At 67.9% G+C, this 24,226-nt stretch carries 24 protein-coding genes; 11 read left to right on the forward strand and 13 right to left on the reverse strand.

The genetic code is table 11. The annotated features are described in order from the left end of the window. Positions 1 to 20: 20 nt before the first annotated feature. Positions 21 to 230 (reverse strand): hypothetical protein, encoded by a 210-nt coding sequence (locus ACIA8C_RS30845; RefSeq protein WP_397140760.1) that lies wholly within the window; start codon positions 228 to 230, stop codon positions 21 to 23. Between the two features lie 118 nt (positions 231 to 348). Then, entirely contained in the window at positions 349 to 558 is a 210-nt protein-coding gene (locus ACIA8C_RS30850) for a BldC family transcriptional regulator (protein WP_040739417.1), read from the reverse strand. Positions 559 to 741: 183 nt separating this feature from the next. On the opposite strand from ACIA8C_RS30850, the gene ACIA8C_RS30855 reads away from it, so the two are divergent. The 5 genes from ACIA8C_RS30855 to ACIA8C_RS30875 all read left to right on the forward strand — a co-directional run bounded on the left by ACIA8C_RS30855 (position 742) and on the right by ACIA8C_RS30875 (position 3,652). Next, entirely contained in the window at positions 742 to 1,095 is a 354-nt protein-coding gene (locus tag ACIA8C_RS30855) for a DUF4229 domain-containing protein (RefSeq protein ID WP_396991308.1), read from the forward strand. Next, positions 1,092 to 2,177, forward strand: coding sequence for a PLP-dependent cysteine synthase family protein (locus ACIA8C_RS30860; protein WP_397140762.1), 1,086 nt, complete (start codon positions 1,092 to 1,094; stop codon positions 2,175 to 2,177). Before ACIA8C_RS30855 ends, ACIA8C_RS30860 begins: the two co-directional genes overlap by 4 nt. A gap of 148 nt (positions 2,178 to 2,325) precedes the next feature. Next, positions 2,326 to 2,547 carry a helix-turn-helix domain-containing protein gene (locus ACIA8C_RS30865; RefSeq protein ID WP_396991306.1) on the forward strand — a complete coding sequence of 74 codons (222 nt, stop codon included), beginning with the start codon at positions 2,326 to 2,328 and terminating at the stop codon, positions 2,545 to 2,547. Continuing rightward, positions 2,547 to 3,140 carry a Clp protease N-terminal domain-containing protein gene (locus ACIA8C_RS30870; RefSeq protein WP_397140764.1) on the forward strand — a complete coding sequence of 198 codons (594 nt, stop codon included), beginning with the start codon at positions 2,547 to 2,549 and terminating at the stop codon, positions 3,138 to 3,140. The genes ACIA8C_RS30865 and ACIA8C_RS30870 overlap by 1 nt, the downstream gene beginning before the upstream one ends. Before the next feature lie 128 nt (positions 3,141 to 3,268). Beyond that, positions 3,269 to 3,652 carry a phage holin family protein gene (locus tag ACIA8C_RS30875; RefSeq protein ID WP_397140766.1) on the forward strand — a complete coding sequence of 128 codons (384 nt, stop codon included), beginning with the start codon at positions 3,269 to 3,271 and terminating at the stop codon, positions 3,650 to 3,652. Positions 3,653 to 3,792: 140 nt separating this feature from the next. Here ACIA8C_RS30875 and ACIA8C_RS30880 read toward each other — a convergent pair whose 3' ends face one another. Both ACIA8C_RS30880 and ACIA8C_RS30885 read right to left on the reverse strand, forming a co-directional pair. Continuing rightward, entirely contained in the window at positions 3,793 to 4,662 is an 870-nt protein-coding gene (locus ACIA8C_RS30880; protein ID WP_397140768.1) for a 1,4-dihydroxy-2-naphthoate polyprenyltransferase, read from the reverse strand. Positions 4,663 to 4,734: 72 nt separating this feature from the next. Further along, complete coding sequence (locus ACIA8C_RS30885; protein WP_397140771.1) at positions 4,735 to 5,202, reverse strand: SRPBCC family protein; 468 nt, start codon at positions 5,200 to 5,202, stop codon at positions 4,735 to 4,737. Positions 5,203 to 5,289: 87 nt separating this feature from the next. On the opposite strand from ACIA8C_RS30885, the gene ACIA8C_RS30890 reads away from it, so the two are divergent. After that, entirely contained in the window at positions 5,290 to 8,664 is a 3,375-nt protein-coding gene (locus ACIA8C_RS30890; RefSeq protein WP_397140773.1) for a BTAD domain-containing putative transcriptional regulator, read from the forward strand. Between the two features lie 127 nt (positions 8,665 to 8,791). Here the strand turns inward: ACIA8C_RS30890 and ACIA8C_RS30895 are convergent, their stop codons facing one another. From ACIA8C_RS30895 to ACIA8C_RS30915, 5 genes are all read right to left on the reverse strand, one after another. Next, positions 8,792 to 9,628: an ABC transporter permease gene (locus tag ACIA8C_RS30895; protein WP_397140775.1), complete on the reverse strand. Its 837-nt coding sequence runs from the start codon at positions 9,626 to 9,628 to the stop codon at positions 8,792 to 8,794. Then, positions 9,625 to 10,608: an ATP-binding cassette domain-containing protein gene (locus ACIA8C_RS30900; protein ID WP_397140777.1), complete on the reverse strand. Its 984-nt coding sequence runs from the start codon at positions 10,606 to 10,608 to the stop codon at positions 9,625 to 9,627. Before ACIA8C_RS30900 ends, ACIA8C_RS30895 begins: the two co-directional genes overlap by 4 nt. 78 nt (positions 10,609 to 10,686) lie before the next feature. Continuing rightward, positions 10,687 to 11,820: an o-succinylbenzoate--CoA ligase gene (gene menE / locus ACIA8C_RS30905; RefSeq protein WP_397140882.1), complete on the reverse strand. Its 1,134-nt coding sequence runs from the start codon at positions 11,818 to 11,820 to the stop codon at positions 10,687 to 10,689. 414 nt (positions 11,821 to 12,234) lie between these two features. Then, a complete protein-coding gene (locus ACIA8C_RS30910) occupies positions 12,235 to 12,627 on the reverse strand; it encodes a VOC family protein (protein WP_397140779.1) in 393 nt (130 codons plus the stop codon). 1 nt (position 12,628) lies between these two features. After that, positions 12,629 to 13,522, reverse strand: a complete 894-nt coding sequence (locus tag ACIA8C_RS30915; RefSeq protein ID WP_357385521.1) for a 1,4-dihydroxy-2-naphthoyl-CoA synthase — start codon at positions 13,520 to 13,522, stop codon at positions 12,629 to 12,631. A gap of 94 nt (positions 13,523 to 13,616) precedes the next feature. Between ACIA8C_RS30915 and ACIA8C_RS30920 the strand changes: the two genes are divergently transcribed. The 3 genes from ACIA8C_RS30920 (at position 13,617) to menD (ending at position 16,747) form a co-directional block, all read left to right on the forward strand. Then, a complete protein-coding gene (locus ACIA8C_RS30920) occupies positions 13,617 to 14,273 on the forward strand; it encodes a PaaI family thioesterase (protein ID WP_396991296.1) in 657 nt (218 codons plus the stop codon). An 85-nt stretch (positions 14,274 to 14,358) separates the two neighbouring features. Then, complete coding sequence (locus ACIA8C_RS30925; RefSeq protein WP_397140884.1) at positions 14,359 to 14,808, forward strand: DUF6918 family protein; 450 nt, start codon at positions 14,359 to 14,361, stop codon at positions 14,806 to 14,808. 295 nt (positions 14,809 to 15,103) lie between these two features. Beyond that, positions 15,104 to 16,747 carry a 2-succinyl-5-enolpyruvyl-6-hydroxy-3-cyclohexene-1-carboxylic-acid synthase gene (gene menD, locus ACIA8C_RS30930; RefSeq protein ID WP_397140781.1) on the forward strand — a complete coding sequence of 548 codons (1,644 nt, stop codon included), beginning with the start codon at positions 15,104 to 15,106 and terminating at the stop codon, positions 16,745 to 16,747. Between the two features lie 42 nt (positions 16,748 to 16,789). Here menD and ACIA8C_RS30935 read toward each other — a convergent pair whose 3' ends face one another. Both ACIA8C_RS30935 and ACIA8C_RS30940 read right to left on the reverse strand, forming a co-directional pair. Continuing rightward, positions 16,790 to 17,023, reverse strand: coding sequence for a hypothetical protein (locus ACIA8C_RS30935; RefSeq protein WP_397140783.1), 234 nt, complete (start codon positions 17,021 to 17,023; stop codon positions 16,790 to 16,792). Between the two features lie 132 nt (positions 17,024 to 17,155). Beyond that, a complete protein-coding gene (locus tag ACIA8C_RS30940; RefSeq protein ID WP_397140785.1) occupies positions 17,156 to 17,392 on the reverse strand; it encodes a hypothetical protein in 237 nt (78 codons plus the stop codon). A gap of 192 nt (positions 17,393 to 17,584) precedes the next feature. Between ACIA8C_RS30940 and ACIA8C_RS30945 the strand changes: the two genes are divergently transcribed. Further along, a complete protein-coding gene (locus ACIA8C_RS30945) occupies positions 17,585 to 18,163 on the forward strand; it encodes a TIGR03086 family metal-binding protein (RefSeq protein WP_397140787.1) in 579 nt (192 codons plus the stop codon). Here the strand turns inward: ACIA8C_RS30945 and ACIA8C_RS30950 are convergent. After that, complete coding sequence (locus ACIA8C_RS30950) at positions 18,160 to 18,777, reverse strand: TetR-like C-terminal domain-containing protein (protein ID WP_397140789.1); 618 nt, start codon at positions 18,775 to 18,777, stop codon at positions 18,160 to 18,162. The two genes, ACIA8C_RS30945 and ACIA8C_RS30950, sit on opposite strands and share 4 nt — an antisense overlap. Positions 18,778 to 18,859: 82 nt before the next feature. On the opposite strand from ACIA8C_RS30950, the gene ACIA8C_RS30955 reads away from it, so the two are divergent. After that, positions 18,860 to 19,894, forward strand: coding sequence for an aldo/keto reductase (locus ACIA8C_RS30955; RefSeq protein ID WP_397140792.1), 1,035 nt, complete (start codon positions 18,860 to 18,862; stop codon positions 19,892 to 19,894). Positions 19,895 to 19,951: 57 nt separating this feature from the next. Here ACIA8C_RS30955 and ACIA8C_RS30960 read toward each other — a convergent pair whose 3' ends face one another. Continuing rightward, positions 19,952 to 24,142, reverse strand: a complete 4,191-nt coding sequence (locus tag ACIA8C_RS30960; RefSeq protein ID WP_397140794.1) for a molybdopterin-dependent oxidoreductase — start codon at positions 24,140 to 24,142, stop codon at positions 19,952 to 19,954. Positions 24,143 to 24,226: the final 84 nt, after the last annotated feature.

Raw genomic sequence — 24,226 nt, forward strand, 5'->3', positions numbered from 1 at the left:
AGGGGATCCGGGCCGAGCGCTCAGCGCTCGGTGGAGTCGGTGTCTCCGTTGCGGTGCTGGCGGGATAGCCGCCAGAGAAACTCGGGGTCGTCGTCCGGTCCGACGACGCGCTTGCGTTTCGGTGAACGCGAGTGGGTAGCGGACGGTCCGGCGGTCTTCTCGGGGCCGAACGCTTTCCAGCACAACACCGCGACTGCCACGACCGCGATGAGTGCCAACAGGTACGTCACGTCGCTCACCTCCTGGTTATGAGGGTAGTCCCGTGCGTAGCTCTCGCACACCGCTGACGTGAAATCGATACGCCGGGTGGGCGCGGGCCCCGGCACGATGGGCCCGCGCGGCCCGCAGTCAGCGTGCGGTCGCCTCGGTGGTGAGCGACTTGAGCAGCTGCATTACCTCTGATTCGCGGAACCGGCGATGACCGCCCGGTGTGCGCAACGACCCGAGACGCCCGGCATGGGCCCAGCGGGTGACCGTCTTGGGATCGACGTGGAACATGGCAGCAACCTGCCCTGGTGTCAGCAGGGTGTCCTGGCCGCCGACGGTGATCGCACTCATAGCAAACCTCTCCGTTCTCGACAGTTCCCTCATCAGATGGCGTCATCGTTGCACTGAAACCCCTAGGTACTCGAACCACCTACTGTTGGTAAAGGGGAAGTAATAGACAAATCGGATATGCTGCCGACCTCGGCGACAGGCGCGCGCTGAGGGCGGGCAACAGCTTCGCATAGGCTGAGCCACGTGAGTGACGCAACTCCACCGGATGGTGTTCCAGGACAGCAAACCACTGGCGCCGGTCAGCGGCTGGCCCGCAACCTCGGTCTGTACACAGTGGCCAGGTTGGCCCTTGTCGTAGTGATCACGGTGCTGATCGTGCTGCTCGCGCGGTTGGTGAAAGTGGACATCCCACTGGTGGTCGCCGCCCTGTTTGCGCTGATCATCGCCATGCCGCTGTCGCTGATGCTGTTCAAGCGGCTGCGCGTGCGGGTCAACGAGGACATCGCGGTGGTGGACGAGCGACGCCGCCACGACAAGGCTCAACTACGCGCCCGGCTGCGCGGCGAAGACCATGAGGACAATCAGGGGGCATCGTGAAGTCCTGTGATCGCAGCACCCCGCGTGACTGGGTGGACAACGCGGTGCGGCTCATCGACGCCGACGCCCAGCGCAGCGCCGACACCCACCTGCTGCGGTATCCGCTGCCCGCCGCGTGGAATATCGAGCTGTACCTGAAGGACGAGTCCACCCACATCACCGGCAGCCTCAAGCATCGGCTGGCCCGATCGTTGTTCCTCTACGCGATCTGCAACGGCTGGGTTGCCGAGGGCACCACGGTGGTCGAGGCGTCGTCCGGCTCGACCGCGGTGAGCGAGGCGTATTTCGCGAAGCTGCTCGGCCTGGATTTCGTCGCGGTGATGCCTGCCAGTACCTCGCCGCAGAAGATCGCGCTGATCGAAGCGCAGGGTGGCCGTTGCCATTTCGTGCGGCGCCCGCCCGACATGTACACCGAGGCGGCTCGGTTGGCCGCCGAGTGCGGCGGCCACTACATGGATCAGTTCACCCATGCCGAGCGCGCCACCGACTGGCGCGGCAACAACAACATCGCCGAATCCATCTTCGAGCAAATGACTTTGGAGTCGCATCCGGTGCCGGACTGGGTGGTGGTCGGCGCCGGCACCGGCGGCACCAGCGCCACCATCGGCCGTTACATCCGATACCGCAGGCACGCAACGAAATTGGCCGTGGTCGATCCGGAGAACTCCGCGTTCTACGGCGGCTACGAGACCGCCGACTCGGGCTACGAGACCGGAATGTCTTCGCGCATCGAGGGAATCGGCCGCCCGCGGGTGGAGCCGTCGTTCGTCGGCCAGGTGGTCGATCGGATGATCGGCGTGCCCGACGCGGGATCCATTGCGGCAGCACGGTATGCGAGCAAGGTGCTGGGCCGCCGGGTGGGCGGTTCCACCGGCACCAACCTGTGGGGTGTGTTCGCGATCGTCGCCGAAATGCTCGCCGCTGGTCGCGGCGGCAGTGTGGTCACGCTGCTGTGTGACGGCGGAGATCGTTATGCCGGAACGTATTTCGACGACGCCTGGGTCGAATCGCAGGGCATGAGTCTGGTCGAGCCGACCGCCATCCTCGACAAGTTCGCCGCCACCGGCGAATGGACGGGCTGACCGCGCCTGCCGCATGACCAACCGAAGGCCACCTGCACTCCGGGCGTAGCACCCGAGCGGCGGTGGCCTTCGTGCTTCGCTGCCCGCGAACAACCTTCTCGTCAATTTTTGTTGACATCTACCCGGTGCGTCAATCAAAATTGACGACATGACTGAAGCAACCAACCTGGCGGCCGCCGCGGGCAGCCCCGACCCCAAGGTCGGGCTGCGCGCGGTGCTCGCACTGCGGCGGCTGCTCGAACGTCTGGAAGCCATCCAGGTGGCCAATGCCCGTGAACAGGGCTGGTCCTGGCAGGCGATCGCGGAGGCGCTCGAGGTCAGCAAGCAGGCAGCCCATCAGAAGCACAACCGGAGAGGGGGGAACCGCTGATGTTCGAACGGTTCACCAAGTCGGCGAGGTCGGCCATCGTGATGGCCCAAGAAGACGCGCGGGAACTGCGCGCGCCGAATATCGAGATCGAGCACGTGCTGCTCGGCCTGCTGTCGCAGGGCGAAGACGAGTTGAAGGCGCTACTGGCCGAGGCGGGTGTCACACACGAGAGCGTGATGAGCGCGCTTGCGGCGCAACAGGGCGAACCGCCGGCGAGCGAACCGCTGGGTGCGGAGGATGCCGAGGCATTGCGCTCGATCGGCATCGACCTCGACGCCGTCCGCGAGTCATTGGAGGCCACCTTCGGCGCGGACGCACTCGACCGTCCGATTCCGGACGGGCGGCGAGGTCCGTTCGGGTGGGGCCGCGGCGTCACCGTCGGCCATATCCCGTTCACGCGGGACTCGAAGAAGGTGCTGGAGCTGGCCCTGCGGGAGGCGGTGGCGCGCAAGGACAAGACCATCGAATCCGGCCACGTGCTGCTCGGCATCCTGCGCGCACCCAATCAAACCACCGTCGGCCTGTTCGGCGGCCCGGGTCACATCAACGACCTGCGGCCCAAGGTGCACGCGCTGCTCGATCACGCGGCTTGAGCGGGTGGACATGTGTCGTCGTGCCGGATCTACGACGTTCGCGGATCGCGCCGCTCGGACGCCGCACTACCACCACGAATTGCGTTTTGAGACGACACATGTCCGCTCGGTCGCTTTAGCATGGGCGCATGCAGCTTCTGATTCGGTTGATCATCAACGGAGTGGCCATCTGGCTGGCCGCCGCCTGGGTCGACAAGATCGACATCATCAGTCCGGCGGACAACGGCAATGTCGGGAAGGTCCTCGTGGTGTTGGCCGTCGCCGCCGTGTTCACAGTGGTGAACGCGCTGGTCAAGCCGATCGTCAAGCTGCTGTCGCTGCCGCTGGTGATCGTCACGCTCGGCCTGTTCCTGCTGGTGATCAACGCGCTCATGCTGTGGCTGACCGCGAAGATCACCGAGACCACCGACTACGGCCTGCGCGTCGACGGCTTCTGGGCCGCGGTGATCGGCGGCCTGATCGTCTCGATCGTCAACTGGGTCCTAGGCATCCTGGTCCCGGACGGCGACTAGTCCGCCTCTCCGAGTATTCAGGCCAGACATGGGTGCGGGGAGACCGGTGTTGGCGTCTGGCGGTGGAGCAGAGGGCTGGATCAGCCGGTACCCGACGAGTTACCCATGTCCTTGCGAGATCGGTTGCTCAGTCGGCGAGCTCAAGCGAGACCGATTGCGAGGGCGGTGAGCGCCGACCAGGCGAGCATTGCCAGGCCGGAATCGCGCAGGGCCGGAATGAGTTCCAGGCCGCCCTTGCCGGACCGGACCGGGGCGTTGGCGCGCACCGCGAGCGGAATGGCGAGCAGGCCGACCAACGCGAACGGGGTGCGCGCGACCAGCAGCAGCGTGCCGATGAACGGGACGGCGAGCAGCGCGAGCTGCAGCGTCCTGGTCCTCGGGTCGCCGAGTTTGACTGCGAGGGTGACCTTTCCGGACTGCGAGTCGGTGGGGATATCGCGCAGATTGTTCGCGACCAGCACCGCGCTGGAGAACGCGCCGACCGAGACCGCGAGCACCACACCGGCCCAGTCGACCTTTTCCGCCTGCACGAACTCGGTGCCGAGCACGCCGACCAGGCCGAAGAACACGAACACCGCGATCTCGCCGAAGCCGCTGTAGCCGTAGGGCTTACTGCCGCCGGTGTAGAACCAGGCGCCGGCCAGGCAGGCGACGCCGACGAGCAACAACCACCATGCCGTGGTCGCGGCCAGGATCAGACCGACCACCGCGGCGATGCCGAGGCTCAGCATCGCCGCATTGCGTACCGCGGTGGCCGAGGCCAGTTTCTGCCCGACCAGGCGCACCGGGCCGACCCGCACGTCGTCGGTGCCGCGAATGCCGTCGGAGTAGTCGTTGGCGAAGTTGACGCCGATGATCAGGGCCAGCGAAACCATCAGCGCGAGAAGGGCTTTCCACCACACGGCGCCGTCGAGAGAAGCGGCGGCGCCGGTGCCGGCGAGGACAGGGGCGATCGCGTTCGGCAGGGTGCGTGGACGCGCGCCCTCGATCCATTGCGCTGCAGTAGCCATCTCCGCAGCATAGTGTCGCAGTCGGACAATAGCCGTGCGGAGTCGGCGCTCAGCGGCGCTGGAGCGGGGCGCTCAGCCCCCGTTGGCCTCGGCGACGGCCTTCAACCGCGCGAGCCCCTTCTCGAAGTCCTTGCCGACGATCTTGTCGGTCGGCAAGACCTTGGACAGCACCTTCATCAGGCCCTGCTGTTCCCCGGTCATTCGCCAGACCACCTCGGTGGCGCCGGACTCGGTCGGGTTCAACTCGAACAGAACCTGATTGGTGGCCTTCCACGGCTTCTCGAAGACCAGCTGGATGCCGATCTCGCGATCGGCGCTCGCGACGACCTCCATGCTGCCCGCACCGGCTTTACGGTTGCCGATCCAGGCGTATTTGGCGCCGATCCCGGCATCCGGGCCGGTGTAGGTGCGCTGCAATTGCGGGTCGAGGTCTTCCCAGGGAGACCACTTCGTCCACTCGCGCAGGTTGTCGATCAGCCCGTGAATACGCGACGGCTCGGCCGAGATCACGGCCTGCCGGACCACTTCGAACTCAGCCATGCGGACAGCGTAGGCGACCGACCATGGGAAATGGGGTAAAAAACCATGTCGGCTCAGACGGCGCCACTCACATACGATTACCACGGGATGTTGTCGGATCAGAGCGGCCCGAATGGCCGCGGTCACATGTTGCAGGCGCCCGCAGGCGAACCAGTCGTGGTCGCCCTGCTGGGCGAGATCGCGCTGCGCCGAGACGGCGTGCTGACCGCGCTGCCCGGGGCCCGCTCCCGCCTGCTGCTCGCCGCCTTGGCCCTGCGCCCCGGCCGCAGCCGCAGCGCCCAGTCCCTGATCGACGACGTGTGGGGCGAGCAGCCGCCGCGTGCGCCGATGAACGCGCTGCACACCCAGGTGTCCCGGTTGCGTTCCGCGCTGCCCGACGGCGCGCTGGAGATCGGTCCGGCCGGTTACCGACTGACCTTGCGCGCGGACCAGGTGGATCTCACCCGGGTCGCCGAACTGGCCCGCCTGGCCCGCGACTGCCGGGCCGCCGGTGACGACGTCGGCTGTCTCGCGGCGGTCGCGCAGGCGCGGACGCTGTGGCGCGGCGAGCCCGGCGCGGATCTGCCGCCCGGCGAGGTGGCCGACGCGCTGGATGCCATGGCGACGAGCTGGCTGGCCGAACTGGACACGGTCGAGCTGGCGGCGCGTGAGTCGAGCGGCGACCTCGACGGCGCGCTGTGGATCGCCCGGTTCCGGGCCGCCCGCAACCCGCTGGACGAGCCCGCGCAACTCACTCTGATGCGGCTGCTCGCCATGGTTGGCCGCCCCAATGAGGCGCTGGAGTCGTTCGCCGCCTTCCGGACCGGGCTGGCCGAGCAACTCGGCGCGGATCCGGGACCGGCGTTGGTCGAGCTGAATACCGCGATCTTGCGCGGAGATTCGGTCGGCCACGCCGCCGCGGCGGTGACAGCTCAGCAGAGCCGCGACCCGGCAATCTCGTCCGGAAACGGCGCCATCTCGCCCGACCAGGCCACGGACTTCACCATGCCCTCGGCGATCGGCCTGCGTGCCGCGCCCAACGCATTGCTCGGTCGCGAGGCCGATCTGACCGTGCTCGACGAACTGCTACGTACGTCGCGGGTGGTCACGGTGCTCGGCCCCGGCGGGTCCGGCAAGACCCGCATCGCCAACGAGGTCGGCGCGCGGATGGCCCGCGCCCGCTCGGTGGTGCTGGTGGAGCTGGCATCGATCAGGGCGGACGATACCGACGTCGTCCACGAGATCCAGGCCGCGATCAGCGCGGCGCTCGGTCTGAGCGACGTGTTGTTCGGGTCGTCCGCCTTGCGGAATCGTGAGGTCATCGAGGCAAGCTGGCGGCGACTGCGCAACGCGGTAGCCGCGCGACCGATGATGCTGATCCTGGACAACTGTGAGCATCTGATCGATGCCACCGCGGTGGTGGTGGCCGATCTGATCGGCTACGCGGATCTGCTGACCGTGCTGACCACCAGCCGGGCGCCGCTGATGATCACCGCCGAAGCGGTATACCCGTTGCCGCCGTTGACCATCGACGCGGCCGGATCGCCCGCGACCGAACTGTTCGCGACGCGCGCCAGGGCGGTGCGTCCCGGCGTCCGGCTCGATCCCGAGATCGTCGCGCAGCTGTGCCACACCCTCGACGGCCTGCCCCTGGCCATCGAGCTCGCCGCCGCGCGGGTCCGGGTGATGAGCGTCGAGGAGATCAGTCTGCGGCTGGCGGATCGGTTCGCGCTGCTACGCCACGGTGATCGCAGTTCGCCGGAGCGCCATCGCACCCTGCACGCGGTGATCGACTGGAGCTGGAATCTGCTGGACGACCCGGAGCAGGTGGCGCTGCGCCGATTGTCCCGATTCCCAGCGGGTTTCACGCTCTCGGCCGCCGAGGCGGTGGTCAGCGGGCCGGAGGTGGACGACGTCGCGGCGGCGGTCGACGGTTTGGTGAACCAGTCGCTGCTCACCATGCTCGACGACGAGGTGCTGGGCACCCGCTACCGCATGCTGGAGACGGTGCGGGAGTACGGCGACGAACAGCTGGCCGGTTGCCCGGCCGAGTCCGACCTGATGGCCGAACGGTTGATGCTGTGGGCCAAGCAGTATTCCGCCGCCGCCGCGGCTCGCTATCTCGTCGGCGATCAGGTGGAGCTGGCCCTTTCGGTGGCCACCGAGCTGGACAATCTGCTTGCGGCACTGCGCTATGCGGTCGAGCGGCGCGACGCCGCTACCGCGTACACGGTGTTCCCGGTGATCTCCATGCTGTGGGTGCTGCGCGGTTCGCACCTGGAGGTGGTCGCCTGGGCGCCGCGGATCGCCGAACTCCACCCGGCCGATTCCGGACCGGACGCACCGGCAGGCGACCTGGTGTTGATGAGCTATCAGACGATGTTCATGCACATGGTCTTCAGCCGGGACGACGCGCGCAATCTCGCGCGGCTGCGCACCAGGGTCCGCCGATTGCTGCGCGACAGAACCGATCTCAGCGCGGCCAACCGGTTCGTCGGCCAGGTCGTGTTGACCCGCCCCGACGGCCGGGGACTTGCCCGGTTGATCGCGAATTCCATTCGGTCGAAGGATCGCGAAACCCGGGCCACCGCATTGCTGCTGCGGGCGAACATCAAGGAGAACCTCGGTGATGTGCGGGGTTCGACCGTGGACGCGGTCCACTCGCTCGACATCGTCGGTGATGACAATGTCTGGAGTGTGGCCATGGTGTGCAGGCACCTCGGCCAGGTGTACGGCCAGATCGCCGAGTACGAGAAGGCCGTCGGGTACTACCGCCGCGCACTCGGCATGCTGCAGCGGCTTGGGGCGTACGAGGACACCGTCGAGACCCGGGCCATGCTGGTCGCGTCGCTGCTCGGCGCCGGGCGGCTGACGGAAGCCCGGCACGAATTGACGTTCGCGTTCGGATCGGCGCACCTCGACGGCGCGGCGGCCGGGAAGAATCATCTGCTTGCCACGATCATGCAGAGCTCCGCCGAGGCGGCGCTCGCCGAGGGCGATATCGAGGGCGGTCTCGACCGCTATAAACGGGCATTGGACCTGTCCGGCTGGCCGGGCAACGAGGCGAGTCCGGGTCCGAGCGGGCTCATGCTCGGTGCCGCCGTTTTGGATGCGCGCGTACTGCATGGTGCGGTGGACACCGGCGGCGAGCTCGTCAAGGACCTGGTCGATCTCGTGTTGCCGACGATGGCGCAGTTTCAGGATCTGCCGCAGGTCGGCGCGGTTGCCGCCGCGGTCGGGTCGTACCTGATCGCCGCCGGGCAGGATCAGGCCCGTGCGCTGGAACTGTTCGCGTTGGCGCCGAATTCCTTCTGCCGTCAGGACTTTCCGTCGATGCGCTGGTCGACGCACGCCGAATTGGTCGACCAGCTGCTCGGTGCGGACGCGTTGGCCGAGGCCAGGGCGAAGGTGGGGCGCATGCGCAGGCGAGATTCGGTCGACCGGATCATGCAGATCCTGGGGGAGTTGCAGGGCACGCTCTGAGCGGCGAATCCGCGGTGCCTGCCACTCGTTCGGTGACTGTGTGCCGGCTTCCTGGTCTGTATACGACGCAACGCCGGGCGACTCATGGTCGACCGGCGTTGCGTTGTCCCTCATCGGTTTTCGGTCGTTATGCCCGGCGCATGTAGGCCTTGACGGCCAGCGGGGCGAAGATGGCGATCACCACGACCGAGCCGACCAGCGACCAGACCAGATCGCCGCCGTAGGCGTTGCCGTTCATCAGGTCCTGGCACGCGTTCACCATGTAGTACACGGGGTTCGCGTGGTTCAGGCCTTGCAGCCAGCCGGGCATTTTGCTCACCGGTGCCAGCGCGCCGGACATGAACGTCAGCGGGAACATGATCATCATCGAAATGCCTTGCACGCCAGAGGCGCTCTTGCCGGTGACGCCGACGAGCGCCCAGATCCAGCTGACCGCGAACGAGCACACGATGATCACCAGTCCGGCGGCGACCACGCCGGCGAAACCGCCGCCGGGCCGGTAGCCGAGGATCAGCCCGACCACGACGGTGAGCACCGTCGCGATGGTGTAGCGCACCATGTCGGCGATCAGTGCACCGGACAGGGCCGAAATGCGAGCGATCGGCAGGGATTTGAATCGGTCGAAGACGCCCTTGTCCATGTCCTCGCGCAGCTGGGTGCCGGTGACGACCGAGGTCAGGATCACCGTCTGCACCAGGATGCCGGGAATGAGGGTCGGCAGGTAGTCGTGCACCGACCCGCCGATCGACCCGCCGAAGATGTAGGCGAACAACGCGGTGAACAGGATCGGCTGAACCGTCACGTCGAACAGCTGTTCCGGATTGTGCTTGATCTTCAGCAGGCCGCGATAGGCCATGGTGAACGAGGTCTCGACGGTCCTCCGCAAGCTGATGCTGTTGCTGACCTCGGGAATATTGACGGGTGCCGCGCGGTGCGGCTTGGCAGGTGCGGTGATAGTAGTCATGCCGCGCTCCGTTCGGTGTCGTCGTCGGCCGGACGGCCGGTGATGGTGAGGAAGACCTCGTCGAGGCTCGGCTTGCTTACGGTGATCTCGTCGATGCCGATCTGCCGCTCGCGCAGGAGAATCAGCAGGTCGGCGGTCATCCCGGCGTCCTGCAGCGGTGCGGTGAGCCGACCGGCCTCCGGCGTGATCACGGCGTCGGCGCGGAGGAACTCGCTGACGATTCGTTGTGCTTGCGCGAGCTGATCCCGGTCCACCAGGGTCAGGTGCAGTGACGAGCCGCCGACCGAGGCCTTGAGCTCGTCGGCGGTGCCGTCGGCGATCACCTTGCCGTGGTCGATCACCGCGATGCGGTCGGCCAGCTGATCGGCCTCGTCCAGGTACTGCGTGGTGAGCAGCACCGTGGCGCCCTCGCGGACCAGCCTGCGGATGGTCTCCCACATCTGGGCGCGGGTGCGCGGATCGAGGCCGGTGGTCGGCTCGTCGAGGAACAGCAGCGGCGGGGTCGCGATCAGGCTGGCGGCCAGGTCGAGCCTGCGCCGCATGCCGCCGGAGAAGTTCTTGAGCGGCTTGGTCGCCGCCTCGACGAGATCGAATTCCTCTAGCAGGTCGGCGGCCTTGCGCCGGGCGTCGATCCGGCTGAGGCCGAGCAGGCGGGAGAACAGGATCAGGTTTTCGGTGGCGGACAGGTCCTCGTCGACCGAGGCGTACTGCCCGGTGACACCGACCAGCGACCGCACGGCCGTCGGTTCGGCGACCACATCGTGGCCGAAGATGCGCGCGCTGCCGCCGTCGAGCCGAAGCAACGTGGCCAGCATCTTGATGGTCGTGGTCTTGCCTGCCCCGTTCGGTCCGAGCACGCCGTACACCGAGCCTTGCGGTACCGCCAGGCTCACACCATCGACGGCGCGCTGTTCCCCGAACACCTTGACCAGCCCGTCCGCCTCGACGGCGAGTGCTGAAGTGGGTGTGAAAGAAGTCATGGGTAAGACTGTGCGACCCGCTTCTTGCACCGCCCTTGCACGCCGATGACGTGGTCGCTTGCGCCGTCGGCGCGGGCGTCAGCGGGCCGAGTCGGCGAGCAGGTTTTCGCGAAGCTTGGTGCGGTCGGGCTTGCCGGGGCCGCGCATGGGGATCTCGTCGACCAGGGTGAGCTCGCGCGGGGCGGCGATCGAATCCAGTTCGGCGATCACGTGTTCGCGCAGTTCGTCGAGGGTCGGCACCACGCCGGGGGCCGGGACCACCACCACCGCGACGCGCTGGCCGAGGCGTTCGTCCGGTAGACCGAGCACCACGCATTCGCGGATGGCCGGGTGGTTCATCAGCACGGCCTCGACGACCTGGGGGATCACCAGGAGACCGCCGGTCATGATGGCCTCGTCGAGTCGTCCGGTGATGCTCAGCTTGCCGTTGTCGAAGGTGCCCGCGTCCTCGGTGCGGAACCAGCCGGGCTCGGCGAAGGCCGGGTTGTCGGGTTGGCCGCGGTAGCCGCTGGCGATCATCGCGCCGCCGAGCAGTACCCGGCCGTCCTCGATGCGGATCTGGGTGCCGTCAAGCGGGATGCCGTCGTACACGCAGCCGCCGCAGGTCTCGCTCATGCCGTAGGTGCGAACGACGTTGATACCGGCCGCTTTCGCGCGCTCGTACACCGGAATCGGGGTGGCCGCGCCGCCGACCAGGACGCCGTCCAATTGGGCGAGCGCGGCCGCGGCGACGGGTGCGTCGAGCGCCTTGATCAGCTGGGTCGGCACCAGCGCGGTGTAGCGCCGGTCGCCGCGCATGCCTGCGACGGCACCCGCAAGTGCCTCGGGCAGGAATCCGCCCGACACGTCGAGGATGGTCGGCTGGGTGCCCGCCAGGATGCTGCGCAGCAGCACCTGAATGCCCGCGATGTGATGCGTCGGCAGGGCGAGCAGCCAGCTGCCCGGGCCACCGAGCCGGTCGTGCGTGGCGGTGCCACTGGCGCGCAGCGCGGCGGCGCTGAGCATCGCGCCCTTGGGCACGCCGGTGGTGCCGGAGGTGGTCACTACGAGTGCGACATCGTCATCGATGGTCTCGCCGGGGGCGAGCGCGTCACTGAGCCGCCTGGCCTCGCGCCGATCGCTGGTCGGGATCGGCAGCCACGCGGGCCCGTTGCCCTCCAACGCTTCTCGCAGATGGGGAAGTACCTCGCCCGCACCGGAACCGGTGGGCATGGGCAGCGTGCGAAGTGTCCTACTCACGACTGCACCTCGCTGACGCTCGGTTCCGTCGTTCGCGGGACGTTCACCGCTGCACCTCGCCGGCGCTCGGCCCCATCGTTCTCAGAGGTGCTGTGCCTACGGCTCGCCCACTGCGCTCGCTCACGGTAGCGATCGTGTCATGTCCGCGTCGCCGAACGCGGAACGGGTGGTCGGTTTGCTGGGGCGGCGGGAGACAGGTGTGGCCGCCCCCAGGAAATGGGGCTCAGGTACGCCAGGCATCGAGACTGCGATTCACTCGTCGGACGGGTTACGCACGGTGGCCGGGCCGGACATCGGCGGTCGGGGGCCATCCGAGCGTTATCGTCCTCGTCGTGGCGGCCCTTGGCAACTCGGGTCGGCGGGCCGATGGCAGCTACGAATCCAAGGTCAGTCCGCTGACCTGCGGGAATCTCGGCGTAGCGGATGATCCGGCGGTATCTCGACCAGCACGATCGGTACCCCGTCTGGGTCTTTCACCCACATTTCGATGAGTCCCCACGGCTCCTGAACGGGCGGCCGATCGATGGCGATGCCCTTCTGCGCGAGCTCGGCCGCGGCGTCCGAGGCGTCGCGCACCTGGAGCCAGAGGGCACCGTCGAACGCGGACGCCCGACCCGATCCGCCGTGCGCGGCCACCTCGACCAGCGACTGTCCAGCGAAGAAAACCGTGCCGCCCGGATACTCCCGCGCGATGGCCAGCTCGAGCCCGTCGCGATAGAACTCGAGTGTCCGGGGGTAGTCGGCCGGCCGCAGAATGATTCGGCTGCTGAGGATGTCCATGTCAGAAATACCAGGGGTAGGGGGTCCAGTCGGGCTTGCGCTTCTCCAGGAACGCGTCGCGGCCCTCGACGGCTTCGTCGGTCATGTAGGCCATCCGGGTCGCCTCGCCCGCGAACAGCTGCTGGCCGACCAGTCCGTCGTCGAGCAGGTTGAACGCGTACTTCAACATTCGTTGTGCCTGCGGGGATTTGCCGTTGATGTCGGCGGTCCAGTCCAGCGCGACGTCTTCCAACTCGGCATGGTCGACGACCTTGTTCACCGCGCCCATCTGGTGCATCTCCTCGGCGGTGTACGGGCGGCCGAGGAAGAAGATCTCGCGGGCGAACTTCTGGCCGACCATTTTCGCCAGATAGGCGCTGCCGTAACCGCCGTCGAAGCTGCCGACGTCGGCGTCGGTCTGCTTGAAGCGGGCGTGCTCGCGGCTGGCCAGGGTGAGATCGCAGACCACGTGCAGGCTGTGCCCGCCGCCCGCGGCCCAGCCGTTCACCAGCGCGATGACCACCTTCGGCATGAAACGGATGAGTCGCTGCACCTCGAGGATGTGCAACCGGCCCGCACGGGCCTGGTCGACGGTGTCCGCGGTGTCGCCGCTGGCGTACTGGTAGCCGTTGCGGCCGCGGATGCGTTGATCGCCGCCGGAGCAGAAGGCCCAGCCGCCGTCCTTCTCGCTCGGGCCGTTGCCGGTGAGCAGCACCGCGCCGACGTCGGAGGTCATCCGCGCGTGGTCGAGCGCCCGATAGAGTTCGTCGACCGTATGCGGGCGGAACGCATTTCGCACCTCGGGACGATCGAAAGCGACACGGACGGTGCCCTGTTCGATGTGCCGGTGGTAGGTGATGTCGGTCAGATTCTCGAACCCGGGGACGGGTCGCCACAACTTCGGATTGAACGTCACCCCAGTGATTATTGCCCTCAGCTCTGAGCCAGCCGGAGCGGCGTGCGGAAGTCCCGTCACTTGACGGTGTAAAATAAGGCGTTACCGTGCAGGTATGAAAGATCGAGTGAAACCGGTTATCGACCGCAGTGCGGTGGACGAATCCCGGTACGAGAAGCACGGGGGATTCCCGAAGGTGTCCCGCGCGAAGATCGGGCGCAACTTCGGCCCGTTCGTCGAGGCGATGCGGACGCTGCAGGATCTCGCGGTTTCGGTGGACGCGCCCGACGAGGTCTTCGGTGCCGCACTCGATCAGGCTCACCAACTCATCGCGCTGCTCGAGCCCTACCGCGCACCGGAACTCCAGGGCCCCGCGGGGCGTGCGGTCGAATTGCCCGGCCGTGGCAGCCTTTTGCTGTTGCCGTGGCAGGTGGCCGAGGCGGGCCCGGATGGCATCCGGATGACGGGCGAGTTCCGCCGCTTCCATCTCGGCGGCAACGGCGCGGCACACGGTGGCGTGCTGCCGCTGCTGTTCGACGATCTGCTCGGCATGATCGTGCACTACGCCGGACGGCCGATCAGTCGCACCGCGTATCTGCATGTGAACTATCGCAAGATCACTCCGCTCGAGACGCCACTGACGGTGCGGGGTCGTGTCGATCGCACCGAGGGGCGCAAGACCTTCATCACCGCCGAATTGCTCGATGAGCAGGGCAATGTGCTCGCCGATTGTGAAGGATTGATGGTGCAATTGCTGCCGTGGCAGCCTTGAGCCGGTGAGTGCCGCGACCAGTCGCGCGAGGATGCGTATAGTTGCGCCTGCTCGTTCATCGAAACCTATTCCGGAGGACCTGAAAGTGGTTGCAGCACTGTCTGAATCCCTGCTCGACGACGCCAAGCGCCCGGCTTTTCTTGCCGATGCCGTCGAGGTTCTTGATGCCGAGGTCTCGGACAAGGGTGGTGCGTCCGGCCTGGCTGTGAAGGGTGGCTACGCGGCGGTCAAGAAGATCAGCCCCTCGATCGTGCCTGATGGGCTGGAGTCGTTGGCGCCCAAACTCGTTGCGCAGCTGGACCCGTTCTGGCAGGAATTCACCGCATCGGGAGCGTCGGGCAAGTTCGGCGATCTGCTGGTCGCCAAGTCCGATCAGGTCGCCGAGGCACTCCTGTCGGTCACCGACGCCCGGGCCGACGCGTCCACCCGGCCGGCGCTGAAGAAGGTCTACTCGTCGATGCGTTCGTCGGCGAAGAAGAATGTCATCGAGGCGCTGCCGCGCGTCGGCGACCTGATTCAGAAGCACGCCAACTGAAATAGCGGGCAATGATGTTGCACATCGAAGGGCGCATAGGCTCTGGTGTTCGATGTGCAACACCAAACCCATTGGTAAAACCGCCGGTTTCGAGCGAAGCGAGACCGAGCATTGCCCGTTCGCGGCCCGTCTCGTGGCCGAGTGGCCGCAGCGCATGCGACGCAGTCGCCAGTCGCGGCCACTCGGCCACGAGACACCCGGGGGCCGTGAACACGCAGCGCCGCAGGCGCTGCAAATCAGACGCTGTGAGCAGGGTGACGCAGACGTCGAGCCCACTGTCTGAGAGGCTGGAGACGTGAACCCGTCTACAGCACAAGCGCAGGTCGTGGTGGACGAACTCGCGCGGGGTGGGGTGCGCGACGTCGTATTGTGCCCTGGCTCGCGCAACGCCCCGCTGGCCTTCGCGCTGCAGGCCGCCGACGCGGCCGGTCGACTACGGCTGCACATGCGCATCGACGAGCGGACCGCGGGCTTTCTGGCGATCGGATTGTCGGTGGCCAGCCGCCTCCCGGTGCCCGTGGTGATGACGTCGGGTACCGCGGTGGCCAATCTCGGCCCGGCCGTGCTGGAGGCCAATTACGCGCGCATTCCGCTGGTCGTGCTCAGTGCCAACCGGCCGTACGAGATGCTCGGTTCCGGCGCGAATCAGACGGTGGAGCAGCTCGGGCTGTTCGGTAGCCAGGTCCGCGCCACCATCAGCCTCGGCCTGGCCGAGGCGGAGGCGTTGACCGCCGACTGCGCGGAGTACGGGCATCAGAACAGCCAGTGGCGCTCGGCCGTGTGCCGGGTGCTCGCGGCGGCCCGCGGCACCCGCTCCGGCAACGCGGGCCCGGTGCACTTCGACATCCCGCTGCGCGAGCCGCTGGTGCCCGACCTCGCGCCTGGCGAGCTGGCGCCGGGCGGGCGCGCGGGCGATCAGGCGTGGACCAAGACCCAATACGCCACGCTGGACGTGCCGCTCGATCTCGATCTCACCCCCGACACGGTGGTCATCTCCGGGCACGGCGCCGGGCTGCGGCCGGAGCTGGCCGACCTGCCCACCGTCGCGGAACCCACCGCGCAGCTGCACGGCCCCGCACTGCATCCGCTGGCGCTGCCGCTGCTGAAACCGCGCCAGGCCATCATTACCGGGCGCCCGACCCTGCATCGCCAGGTGTCCAAAGTCCTTGCCGATCCGGCTGTCCGGGTCTACGCGCTCACCACGGGGCCGCGCTGGCCAGATGTCTCCGGCAATGTGCTCGGCACCGGAACCAGGGCGGTCACCACCGGCGCCCCCCGGCCGGAGTGGCTGGCCTACTGCCGCGAACTCGACGCGAAGGCGAATCAGGTGGTGCGCGAGGAACTCGACCACCACCCGAAGCCGACCGGGCTGCACGTGGCCGCGGTCGTGATGGACGCGCTGCGTGACGGCGATCAGCTCGTGCTCGGCGCGTCCAATCCGGTGCGGGACGCGGCGTTGGTGTCGCATCCGCGCCCCGGCATCAGGGTGTTGTCGAACCGCGGTGTCGCAGGCATCGACGGCACCGTATCCACCGCCGTCGGAGCCGCGCTGCGGCACGAGGGCCGCACGGTCGCGTTGATCGGTGACCTGACATTCCTGCACGACGCGTCCGGCCTGCTGATCGGCCCCGGCGAGCCGCGGCCCGCCGATCTGACCATCGTGGTGGCCAACGACGACGGTGGCGGCATCTTCGAGCTGCTCGAGCAGGGCGATCCGCAGTACGCGGGCGTTTTCGAGCGCGTCTTCGGCACGCCGCACGGGATGGACCTGGCCGCGCTGTGTGCGGCCTACCGGATCCCGCACAAGCAGGTCGATCCCGGGCAGTTGGCGGTCGAACTGACCGGAAACGCGCATGGCACCCGGGTGCTGGAGGTGGCTACCGAGCGCTCCAGCTTGCGCGAGTTGCACGCGGCGGTGCGCGCCAAGATCTCGCCGTAGCGGATTCCGTGTGCCGCACCCGCTTTCGGGGCGGCACAGCGGTCAGGCGGGATCTGGTTCGTCGTCGAAGGGGACCGCGATCGACTGTTCGATCACGTCGGCCGGATCGGCGCGCCCCGCGTCGAGGGTCTCGGCAATCTCCCGATCGACGCCGCCGTCTTGATCGGGGCCTTCGTCCAGGTAACCGGCGTCGTTCGGATACGCGGGGATCGACTGCTCGGCGAGGTCGGCTTCCGGAACCGCGTAGATGTCGGCGGACGTGCTGCGATTGGTCATGGTTGCTCCTCTCCGCAGTGGCTTCGATAGCGGGCGTACCCGTCATGGCGCGCCGTAATCGAGGCGGACAACAGTTCACGCACTGTCGAGCATGCGCCAGGCGCGGTGCGCGAGCAACCCCGTGGCGTCCGGTTATTCGCCGTCGAGCGCCCCGGTTCCATTGGCGGGGTATTCGACCAACGCCAGCGTGCGGGCGGCCATGAACCGCGCGGTCCGCACCGGCGTGCCGGTCCGGGTTACCTCGGTGACTTCCACCACGCCGCGCGCGATGCGCACGTCGACTCGGCGCCCCGCGCGGGTGGCTACCACTTCATAATTGCAAGACCCGTCACCGAAGTCGACGACGATCTCCACTCGATCACCCTTCATCTACCAATTGTCCTCTTTTCCAGCGCTTTTCGCTGTCACGACTTGGTCGCGGCGGCACGCCGCGCCGGCCGTTGGACGGCGCTGGCAGGTAGGCGAATTCGCCCGGCGAAGCGCGCGGGCGGCGCACCGATGAATCCCGCCGTGCCGCGTCGTCTGCACATCAAGAGACGTCCAGCGTGCCCAGGAGAACTGATGAACCAGGAATTCGATTTCGAACCGGCGGCCACCGCACTCGAGACCGTGGTCTGCCGCATCACCGACGATCAGCTCGGCGCCGATTCGCCGTGCGTCGACACCACCGTGCGCGACCTGCTCGCGCACGTCGTCGACCTGGCCGAGGCGTTCCGGCAGGCCGCGACCAAGGAGGCCGTCGGCGGGTCGGTCGCGCCGTCCATCGGGGCCGAACGCGCGCTGCCCGGCGATTGGCGCACTCGCATCCCCGCGCAGCTGAAGGCGCTCGTCGGTGCCTGGCGTGCGCCGGACGCCTGGGACGGCGTGACCGAGGCGGGCGGCGTCAGCGAGCAGGCGCCGGTGATGGCCAGGATCGCGCTGGACGAAATCGTCATCCACGGCTGGGATCTGGCCAAGGCCACCGGCCAGCCGTTCACCGCCACCGCGGCCGACCTCGCCATCCTGCTCGACCTGCTCCGCGACACCCCGCCCGAGGGCACCCCCGGCCTCTTCGGTCCCGTGCTCGAGGTCCCCACCGAGGCCTCCGTCCTCGATCGCGTGCTCGCGCTCACCGGCCGCAGCGCCGACTGGACGGCTTAACTCGGCGTGGTGAATGTGCCTGCGGTGACGGCGTTTACGGCGGCGCGGGCGGCGGTGGTCGCTGCGTGCTCATCGATCGGATCGCCGCTGGCCAGCAGCCGGTAGTAGAGCGGGGCGGATACCGCCGACAGCACGGCGCGCGCGTCGGTGCCCGCTGGCGCCTCGCCGCGGTCGATGGCGCGTTCGACGCAGGGTGCCCACTCGGTGAGGCGGACATCGTAGAAGCGACGCAGCGCGGCGGCGGCGGACTCGTCGCAGGTTGCCGCGGCGATGACGGCTTGAAAGAGCTTGCCCTGGCGCGGATCCGTCAGCGTCTCGGCGACCAGGCGGGCGTTGGCGGTGAGGTCGCCGAGCAGTGAGCCGGTGTCGGCGTGCGGCACGGACTGTTCGGCCATGTCGACCAGGAGGTCGGTGACCAGGCCGGTGGGATTGCGCCAGCGCCGATAGACCGTGGTCTTGCCGACCTCGGCCGCGGCGGCGACCTCGGCGAGGTCGAGGTGGGCGAAGCCGCGCTCGGCCAGCAGGTCACCGGCGACCTGCAGCACGGCCTCGCGGACCCGCGCGGTGCGTCCGCCAGGGCGAACCGAGCCTGGGACGGCGTCGTCTCCAGTCATAATGGGTCTCCAGTTTCATTTAGTGCCGAACGCGTGTACCGTTCGAGTTGTTAACGGAACTATAGACCCTTTAGGAGTCAACATGGAGTATCGGCGGCTCGGCGCATCAGGTCTGCTCGTTCCGGCCCTGAGCTTTGGCGCGGGCACGTTCGGCGGACGCGGAGAGCTTTTCAGCGCCTGGGGTGACACCGATGCCGAGCAGGCACGGCGGCTGGTCGACATCAGCCTGGAGGCGGGCGTGACCATGTTCGACACTGCGGACGTCTACTCCGACGGCGCCTCGGAGGAGGTGCTCGGCGCGGCCATCAAGGGCAGGCGCGATCAGCTGCTCATCTCCAGCAAGGCGTCGCTGCCTACCGGGCCGAGCCCGGCACAGGCCGGTTCCGGGCGGGCTCGGCTCATCGGTGCGGTGGAGGCCTCGCTGCGCAGGCTCGGCACCGACTACCTCGACCTGTTCCAGCTGCACGCCTTCGACGCGGGCACCCCGGTCGAGGAAGTTGTTGCCGCACTGGATGATCTGGTCAGCGCGGGCAAGATCCGCTACCTCGGCGCCTCCAACTTCGCCGGTTGGCAGCTGATGAAATCCCTTGCCGCCGCGGACAAGCACGGCCTGACCCGCTACGTCGCGCACCAGGTGTACTACTCCCTGATCGGGCGCGACTACGAGTGGGAACTCATGCCGCTCGGCCAGGATCAGGGCGTCGGCGCCGTGGTCTGGAGCCCGCTCGGCTGGGGCAGGCTGACCGGCAAAATCCGCCGCGGCCAACCACTTCCGGCAGGTAGCCGCCTGCACCAGACCGCCGAGGCAGGCCCGCCGGTCGACGACGAGAAGCTCTACGACGTGGTCGACGTGCTGGACGAACTCGCCGCGGAAACCGGCAAAACCGTGCCGCAGATCGCCCTCAACTGGCTGCTGCGCCGCCCCACCGTTTCCACCGTGATCGTCGGCGCCCGCAACGAGAACCAGCTGCGCCAGAATCTCGGCGCCATCGGCTGGGAACTCACCGCCGATCAGGTCGCCCGCCTCGACAAGGCCAGCGCCACCACCCCGCCCTATCCCTACTACCCGTACTATCGCCTGCCGGACTTCGCCCGCCTGAACCCGCCTGCGGTGTAGACCGATTCGGTTTGCCGGAACCCTGTGTGCCGCAGGCTCATACCGATCGATCACGGTTCAGTAGACGTCGCGAACGTAGCGTTTTTGGGTGATGAGTTGTTTGCGGAAGGCCAGTGCGCCTGCTTCGTCCAGGTTGCCGTGGACGCGGGCGATGCGCAGCAGGGCATCGTCCACGTCCTTGGCCATCCGGGTCGCGTCGCCGCAGATGTAGAGGTGGGCGCCGTCGGCGAGCCAGGACCAGAGTTCGGCGCCGTGTTCGATCATCCGGTGCTGCACGTAGATTCGCTCGCGTTGGTCGCGGGAGAAGGCCAGGTCCAGTCGGGTGAGGAAGCCGGAGCGGAACATGTCTTCGAGTTCGGTGCGGTAGTAGAAGTTTCGGGCCGCGTGCTGCTCGCCGAAGAACAGCCAGTTGCGCCCCGTGCAGCCGAGTTCTCGGCGCTCGTGCAGGAAGCCGCGGAACGGCGCGATACCGGTGCCCGGACCCACCATGATCATCGGTGCCGTCGGGTCGGCCGGCGGCCGGAAATGCGGTGCGCGCTGCAGGAAGATCGGCACCACGGTGGGATCGGTGCCCGCCCGGTCGGCCAGGAAGGTCGAGCAGACGCCGCCGCGACGGGCCGCCGATCCGGTGGCGGCGGGATCGCCGTAGCGCACGATGCCGACGGTCAGCTGCACCTCGTCGGGGCTGACCAGCGGACTCGACGAGATCGAATATTGGCGCGGCTGCAGCTTTTTCAGCGTGCCGAGCCAGTCGACCAGATCGGCCCGCACCGGGAAATCGCGCAGCACGTCCACCGCCTGGCGATCCCACAGGTAGTTGTCGAGCTCGTTGCGATTGTCCCGGCGCAGCAACTTGGCCAGCCGGATGTTCGGATTGCGGTCCGCGATAAAGGTGAGCAGGTCGTTGCTCACCTTGCTGATGTCGTAGTGCGTGCGCAACGCCTCGGACAGCGGCAGTTCCCGATCGTCGACCTCGATGACGCGGCGCCCGTCGAGCCCGGTGGTGGCGAGCCATTCGTGCACAAGCACCGTGTCGTTGGTCGGCCAGACGCCGAGCGAATCACCCACCTCGTAGTCGGCTTCGAGGCCGCGTAGATCGAAGCCGAACTGCCGCACCTCTTTTGCCGAGCCGCCGAGGGTGAGCGATTCGTTGCGTATCAGCGGCGCTGGCACCGGCGTCTGCCGAGTGAACGGGGCGATCTCCCGGCGGGTCCGTCCAGGGGCGGGGGCGGCGGCCCGGGTGAGCACGGCCGTCATGGTGCTGCTGCGGGCTGCCCGGCCTGGCGCCGAGCCGTTCGGCGGTGGGCGCGGATCATCGTCCGGCACGGCACTTTCCATCGTCTCGCCGAGTATCGCCACGATCGAGTCGAGCCAGCGTTCGGCGGGATCCTGGAAATCGGGCTCGCTGTCGACACGCGGAAGCAGCCGCGTCGCACCGAATTCGGCGAACTTCTCGTCCAATTTGCGGCCGTGCCCGCAGAAGTCGTCATAGGACGAGTCGCCGAGCGCGAACACCGCGTAGCGCACGCCGGTGAGCTGAATCGCGGTGTCGGCGAGACGGTTCCAGAAGTCGGCACCGTTGTCCGGCGGGCCGCCGTCGCCGAACGTGCTGCTGATCACCAGCACATCGCCGGTCAGCCCGTCGACCGCGCACGAGTCCATATCGATCAGCCTTGGCGCGAAACCACATTCGGCCAGTCGCGCGGCCACGGTCGCGGCTAGTTCCTCCGCGGACCCGGTCTGTGATGCCCACAGCACCGTCACCGGGTGCGCGGGCGTCGCGTCGTCGTCGGCGGCGTTGGCCGCGCGGGAGTACATCCCGGCGAGCACGCCATCGATCCACAGCCTGCTCTGCGCTGACATGGGCGCGGCGGCCGGTAACACGGGCAGCCCGGTCACCGGAATCGCTTGTAGCGCCGCCAGATACCCGCTGAGATAGATCCGCTCGGTCTCGGTGAGCATCGGGGTCGCGGCCGCGTCCAGCCCGAACGCGGCGGCCAGCGGGTGCGCCGTGGCCTGTGCGGGCGTCGGCACCGACGGCGCTTCCGGTGGATCGGCCTCCGGCACGGCTACCCGTCGCAGCGAGACCGCGCACGCCTTGAACTCCGGTTGCAGCGAGGCCGGATCGACGGCGTCGTTGGTCACCGCGTTGATCGTCAGGTACTCGCCGTGCTCGTCGTTCCAGTGGAACGGCGCGAAACAGTCGCCCGGCCGCACCCGGTCGCTGATCTGCGCAGGCAGCACGGCCCGCCCACGCCGCGAAGCGATTTCGAGCTGGTCACCCGCCCGCAGCCCGAGCCGTTCGGCGTCGGCCGGGTGCACCTCGACGAACGGCTGCCCGGTGATCTTGTTCAGCTTGTCGATCTTCCCGGTCTTGGTCATGGTGTGCCATTGATGTTGCAGCCGACCGGTATTGAGCAGGAAGGGAAAGTCGTCGTCGGGCATTTCCGCTGGCGGAAGATGCGGACGCGGCCAGAACACCGCCCGCCGGCTCGGCGTGGCGAACGCCAGCCGCGGCTGCCGACCGTCCGCGTCGACGTGCAGGTGCTGGCTGACACCATCATTGACGTAGCGAATCGGATTACGCGAGCGCCCGCCGTCGGGACACGGCCACTGCATCGGGCCCTGCCTGAGTCGCTCGAAATCCATGCCGCGCAGGTCATATCCGGTGGCCGGGTTGGCGAACTGCTTGATCTCGGCGAAAACCTCGGCGCTGGAGCCGAACTCGAAGCCGGCGAAACCCATCGCCGTGGCGACCTGAGCGATCAGCAGCCAATCCGGGCGGGCGTCACCGATCGGGTCGACGGAACGCTGCAGTAACGTGACATTGCGCTCCGAGTTCACCATCACCGCGTCGGCTTCGGCCCACAGGGTGGCGGGCAGCAGCAGGTCTGCATAGGCGTTGGTGGCGGTCTCGGTATAAGCGTCCTGGGCGATCACCAACTCGGCGGTTTCCAGCCCATCGAGCACCGTCTTGCGATTGGCCACGGTGGCAACGGGATTCGTGCAGATGATCCAGGCGGCCTTGATCTTTCCGGCGGCCAATTCCCGAAACATTTCGATGGTGCCCGGTCCCACTTCGCTACGCACCGTGCCGGGCTCGAGACCCCACACGGTCTCGACGAAGGTGCGGTCGGCGGGGACGAGCACGCTGCGCTGACCGGGCAGGCCAGGGCCCATGTAGCCCATTTCCCGCCCGCCCATCGCATTCGGCTGCCCGGTCAGCGAGAACGGCCCGCTGCCGACGCGGCCGATCGCACCGGTGGCCAGGTGCAGATTGCAGAGCGCGTTGGTATTCCAGGTGCCGTGGGTGGACTGATTGAGCCCCATCGTCCACAGCGACATCCACTCGCCCGCCTCGCCGATCCACTGTGCGGCAGTACGGATATCGGCCTCGGCGAGGCCGGTGATCTCGGCGACCTTCGCGGGCGGGTAGTCGCCGAGGAACTCGGCCATCCCGTCCCAGCCCTCGGTGTGCTCGGCGATGAAATCCCGGTCGATGTCACCGTTTTCGACGAGCAGGAGCAGCAGGCCGTTCAGCAGCGCCAGGTCGGTGCCCGGCGCGATCTGCAGGAACAGGTCGGCGCGCGCCGCGGTGTCGGTGCGCCGCGGGTCGACCACGATCAGCCGCGCGCCCGCCTTGAGCCGATCGGCCATGCGCAGGTACAGAATCGGGTGGCAGTCGGCCATGTTCGCGCCGATCACGAAGAACAGGTCGGCATGCTCGAAGTCGTCGTAGGAGCCGGGCGGACCATCGGCGCCGAGCGATTGCTTGTATCCGGTGCCCGCGCTCGCCATGCACAGCCGCGAGTTGGCCTCGATGTGCACGGTCCGCAGGTAGCCCTTGGCCAGCTTGGTCGCCAGGTATTGCGCCTCGAGCGACATCTGCCCGGAGACGTACATCGCGATCGCGTCGGGTCCGTGCTCGTCCAGGATCGCGCGCAGCCGGTCGGCTGCCTCGCGCACGGCGTCGTCGACCGGCACCGGGATCGGCTCCTGACCGCGCTCGGGCCGCCGGTACGCCGTGGCCATCCGACCCGGTGTCCGCATCAGTTCCAGGTGGGTGGCGCCCTTGGTGCACAGCCTGCCCGCGTTCGCGGGATGCAGCTTGTCGCCGCTGACCTTGGCGATGACCGGTACCCCGTCGGCGCCCGCACGGGTCTGCACCGTGATGCCGCAACCGACGCCACAGTACGAGCATGCCGTCCGCGCGGTGCGGTCCGCCGGTTTCGTGCCTGCGTCCACCATGCCCCCGATCATGGCCATCGCCGATTGCGGCGGGTTTACCCCGCGTTATCGACGTGTGACAATGATCCTCACCAGCGGAAAAGC

It is taken from the genome of Nocardia sp. NPDC051321, assembly GCF_044455225.1.
Taxonomy (GTDB): domain Bacteria; phylum Actinomycetota; class Actinomycetes; order Mycobacteriales; family Mycobacteriaceae; genus Nocardia.

Coding starts and splice junctions, on each gene's coding strand:
- ACIA8C_RS30875 (WP_397140766.1), top strand. CDS start 3,269: ATGCAGCTTCTGATTCGGTTGATCATCAACGGAGTGGCCATCTGGCTG.
- ACIA8C_RS30950 (WP_397140789.1), bottom strand. CDS start 18,777: ATGACTGGAGACGACGCCGTCCCAGGCTCGGTTCGCCCTGGCGGACGC.
- ACIA8C_RS30870 (WP_397140764.1), top strand. CDS start 2,547: ATGTTCGAACGGTTCACCAAGTCGGCGAGGTCGGCCATCGTGATGGCC.
- ACIA8C_RS30880 (WP_397140768.1), bottom strand. CDS start 4,662: ATGGCTACTGCAGCGCAATGGATCGAGGGCGCGCGTCCACGCACCCTG.
- ACIA8C_RS30895 (WP_397140775.1), bottom strand. CDS start 9,628: ATGACTACTATCACCGCACCTGCCAAGCCGCACCGCGCGGCACCCGTC.
- ACIA8C_RS30960 (WP_397140794.1), bottom strand. CDS start 24,142: ATGGTGGACGCAGGCACGAAACCGGCGGACCGCACCGCGCGGACGGCA.
- ACIA8C_RS30945 (WP_397140787.1), top strand. CDS start 17,585: ATGAACCAGGAATTCGATTTCGAACCGGCGGCCACCGCACTCGAGACC.
- ACIA8C_RS30885 (WP_397140771.1), bottom strand. CDS start 5,202: ATGGCTGAGTTCGAAGTGGTCCGGCAGGCCGTGATCTCGGCCGAGCCG.
- ACIA8C_RS30935 (WP_397140783.1), bottom strand. CDS start 17,023: ATGACCAATCGCAGCACGTCCGCCGACATCTACGCGGTTCCGGAAGCC.
- ACIA8C_RS30955 (WP_397140792.1), top strand. CDS start 18,860: ATGGAGTATCGGCGGCTCGGCGCATCAGGTCTGCTCGTTCCGGCCCTG.
- menE (WP_397140882.1), bottom strand. CDS start 11,820: ATGCCCACCGGTTCCGGTGCGGGCGAGGTACTTCCCCATCTGCGAGAA.
- ACIA8C_RS30920 (WP_396991296.1), top strand. CDS start 13,617: ATGAAAGATCGAGTGAAACCGGTTATCGACCGCAGTGCGGTGGACGAA.
- ACIA8C_RS30865 (WP_396991306.1), top strand. CDS start 2,326: ATGACTGAAGCAACCAACCTGGCGGCCGCCGCGGGCAGCCCCGACCCC.
- ACIA8C_RS30940 (WP_397140785.1), bottom strand. CDS start 17,392: ATGAAGGGTGATCGAGTGGAGATCGTCGTCGACTTCGGTGACGGGTCT.
- ACIA8C_RS30900 (WP_397140777.1), bottom strand. CDS start 10,608: ATGACTTCTTTCACACCCACTTCAGCACTCGCCGTCGAGGCGGACGGG.
- ACIA8C_RS30890 (WP_397140773.1), top strand. CDS start 5,290: ATGTTGTCGGATCAGAGCGGCCCGAATGGCCGCGGTCACATGTTGCAG.
- ACIA8C_RS30910 (WP_397140779.1), bottom strand. CDS start 12,627: ATGGACATCCTCAGCAGCCGAATCATTCTGCGGCCGGCCGACTACCCC.
- ACIA8C_RS30850 (WP_040739417.1), bottom strand. CDS start 558: ATGAGTGCGATCACCGTCGGCGGCCAGGACACCCTGCTGACACCAGGG.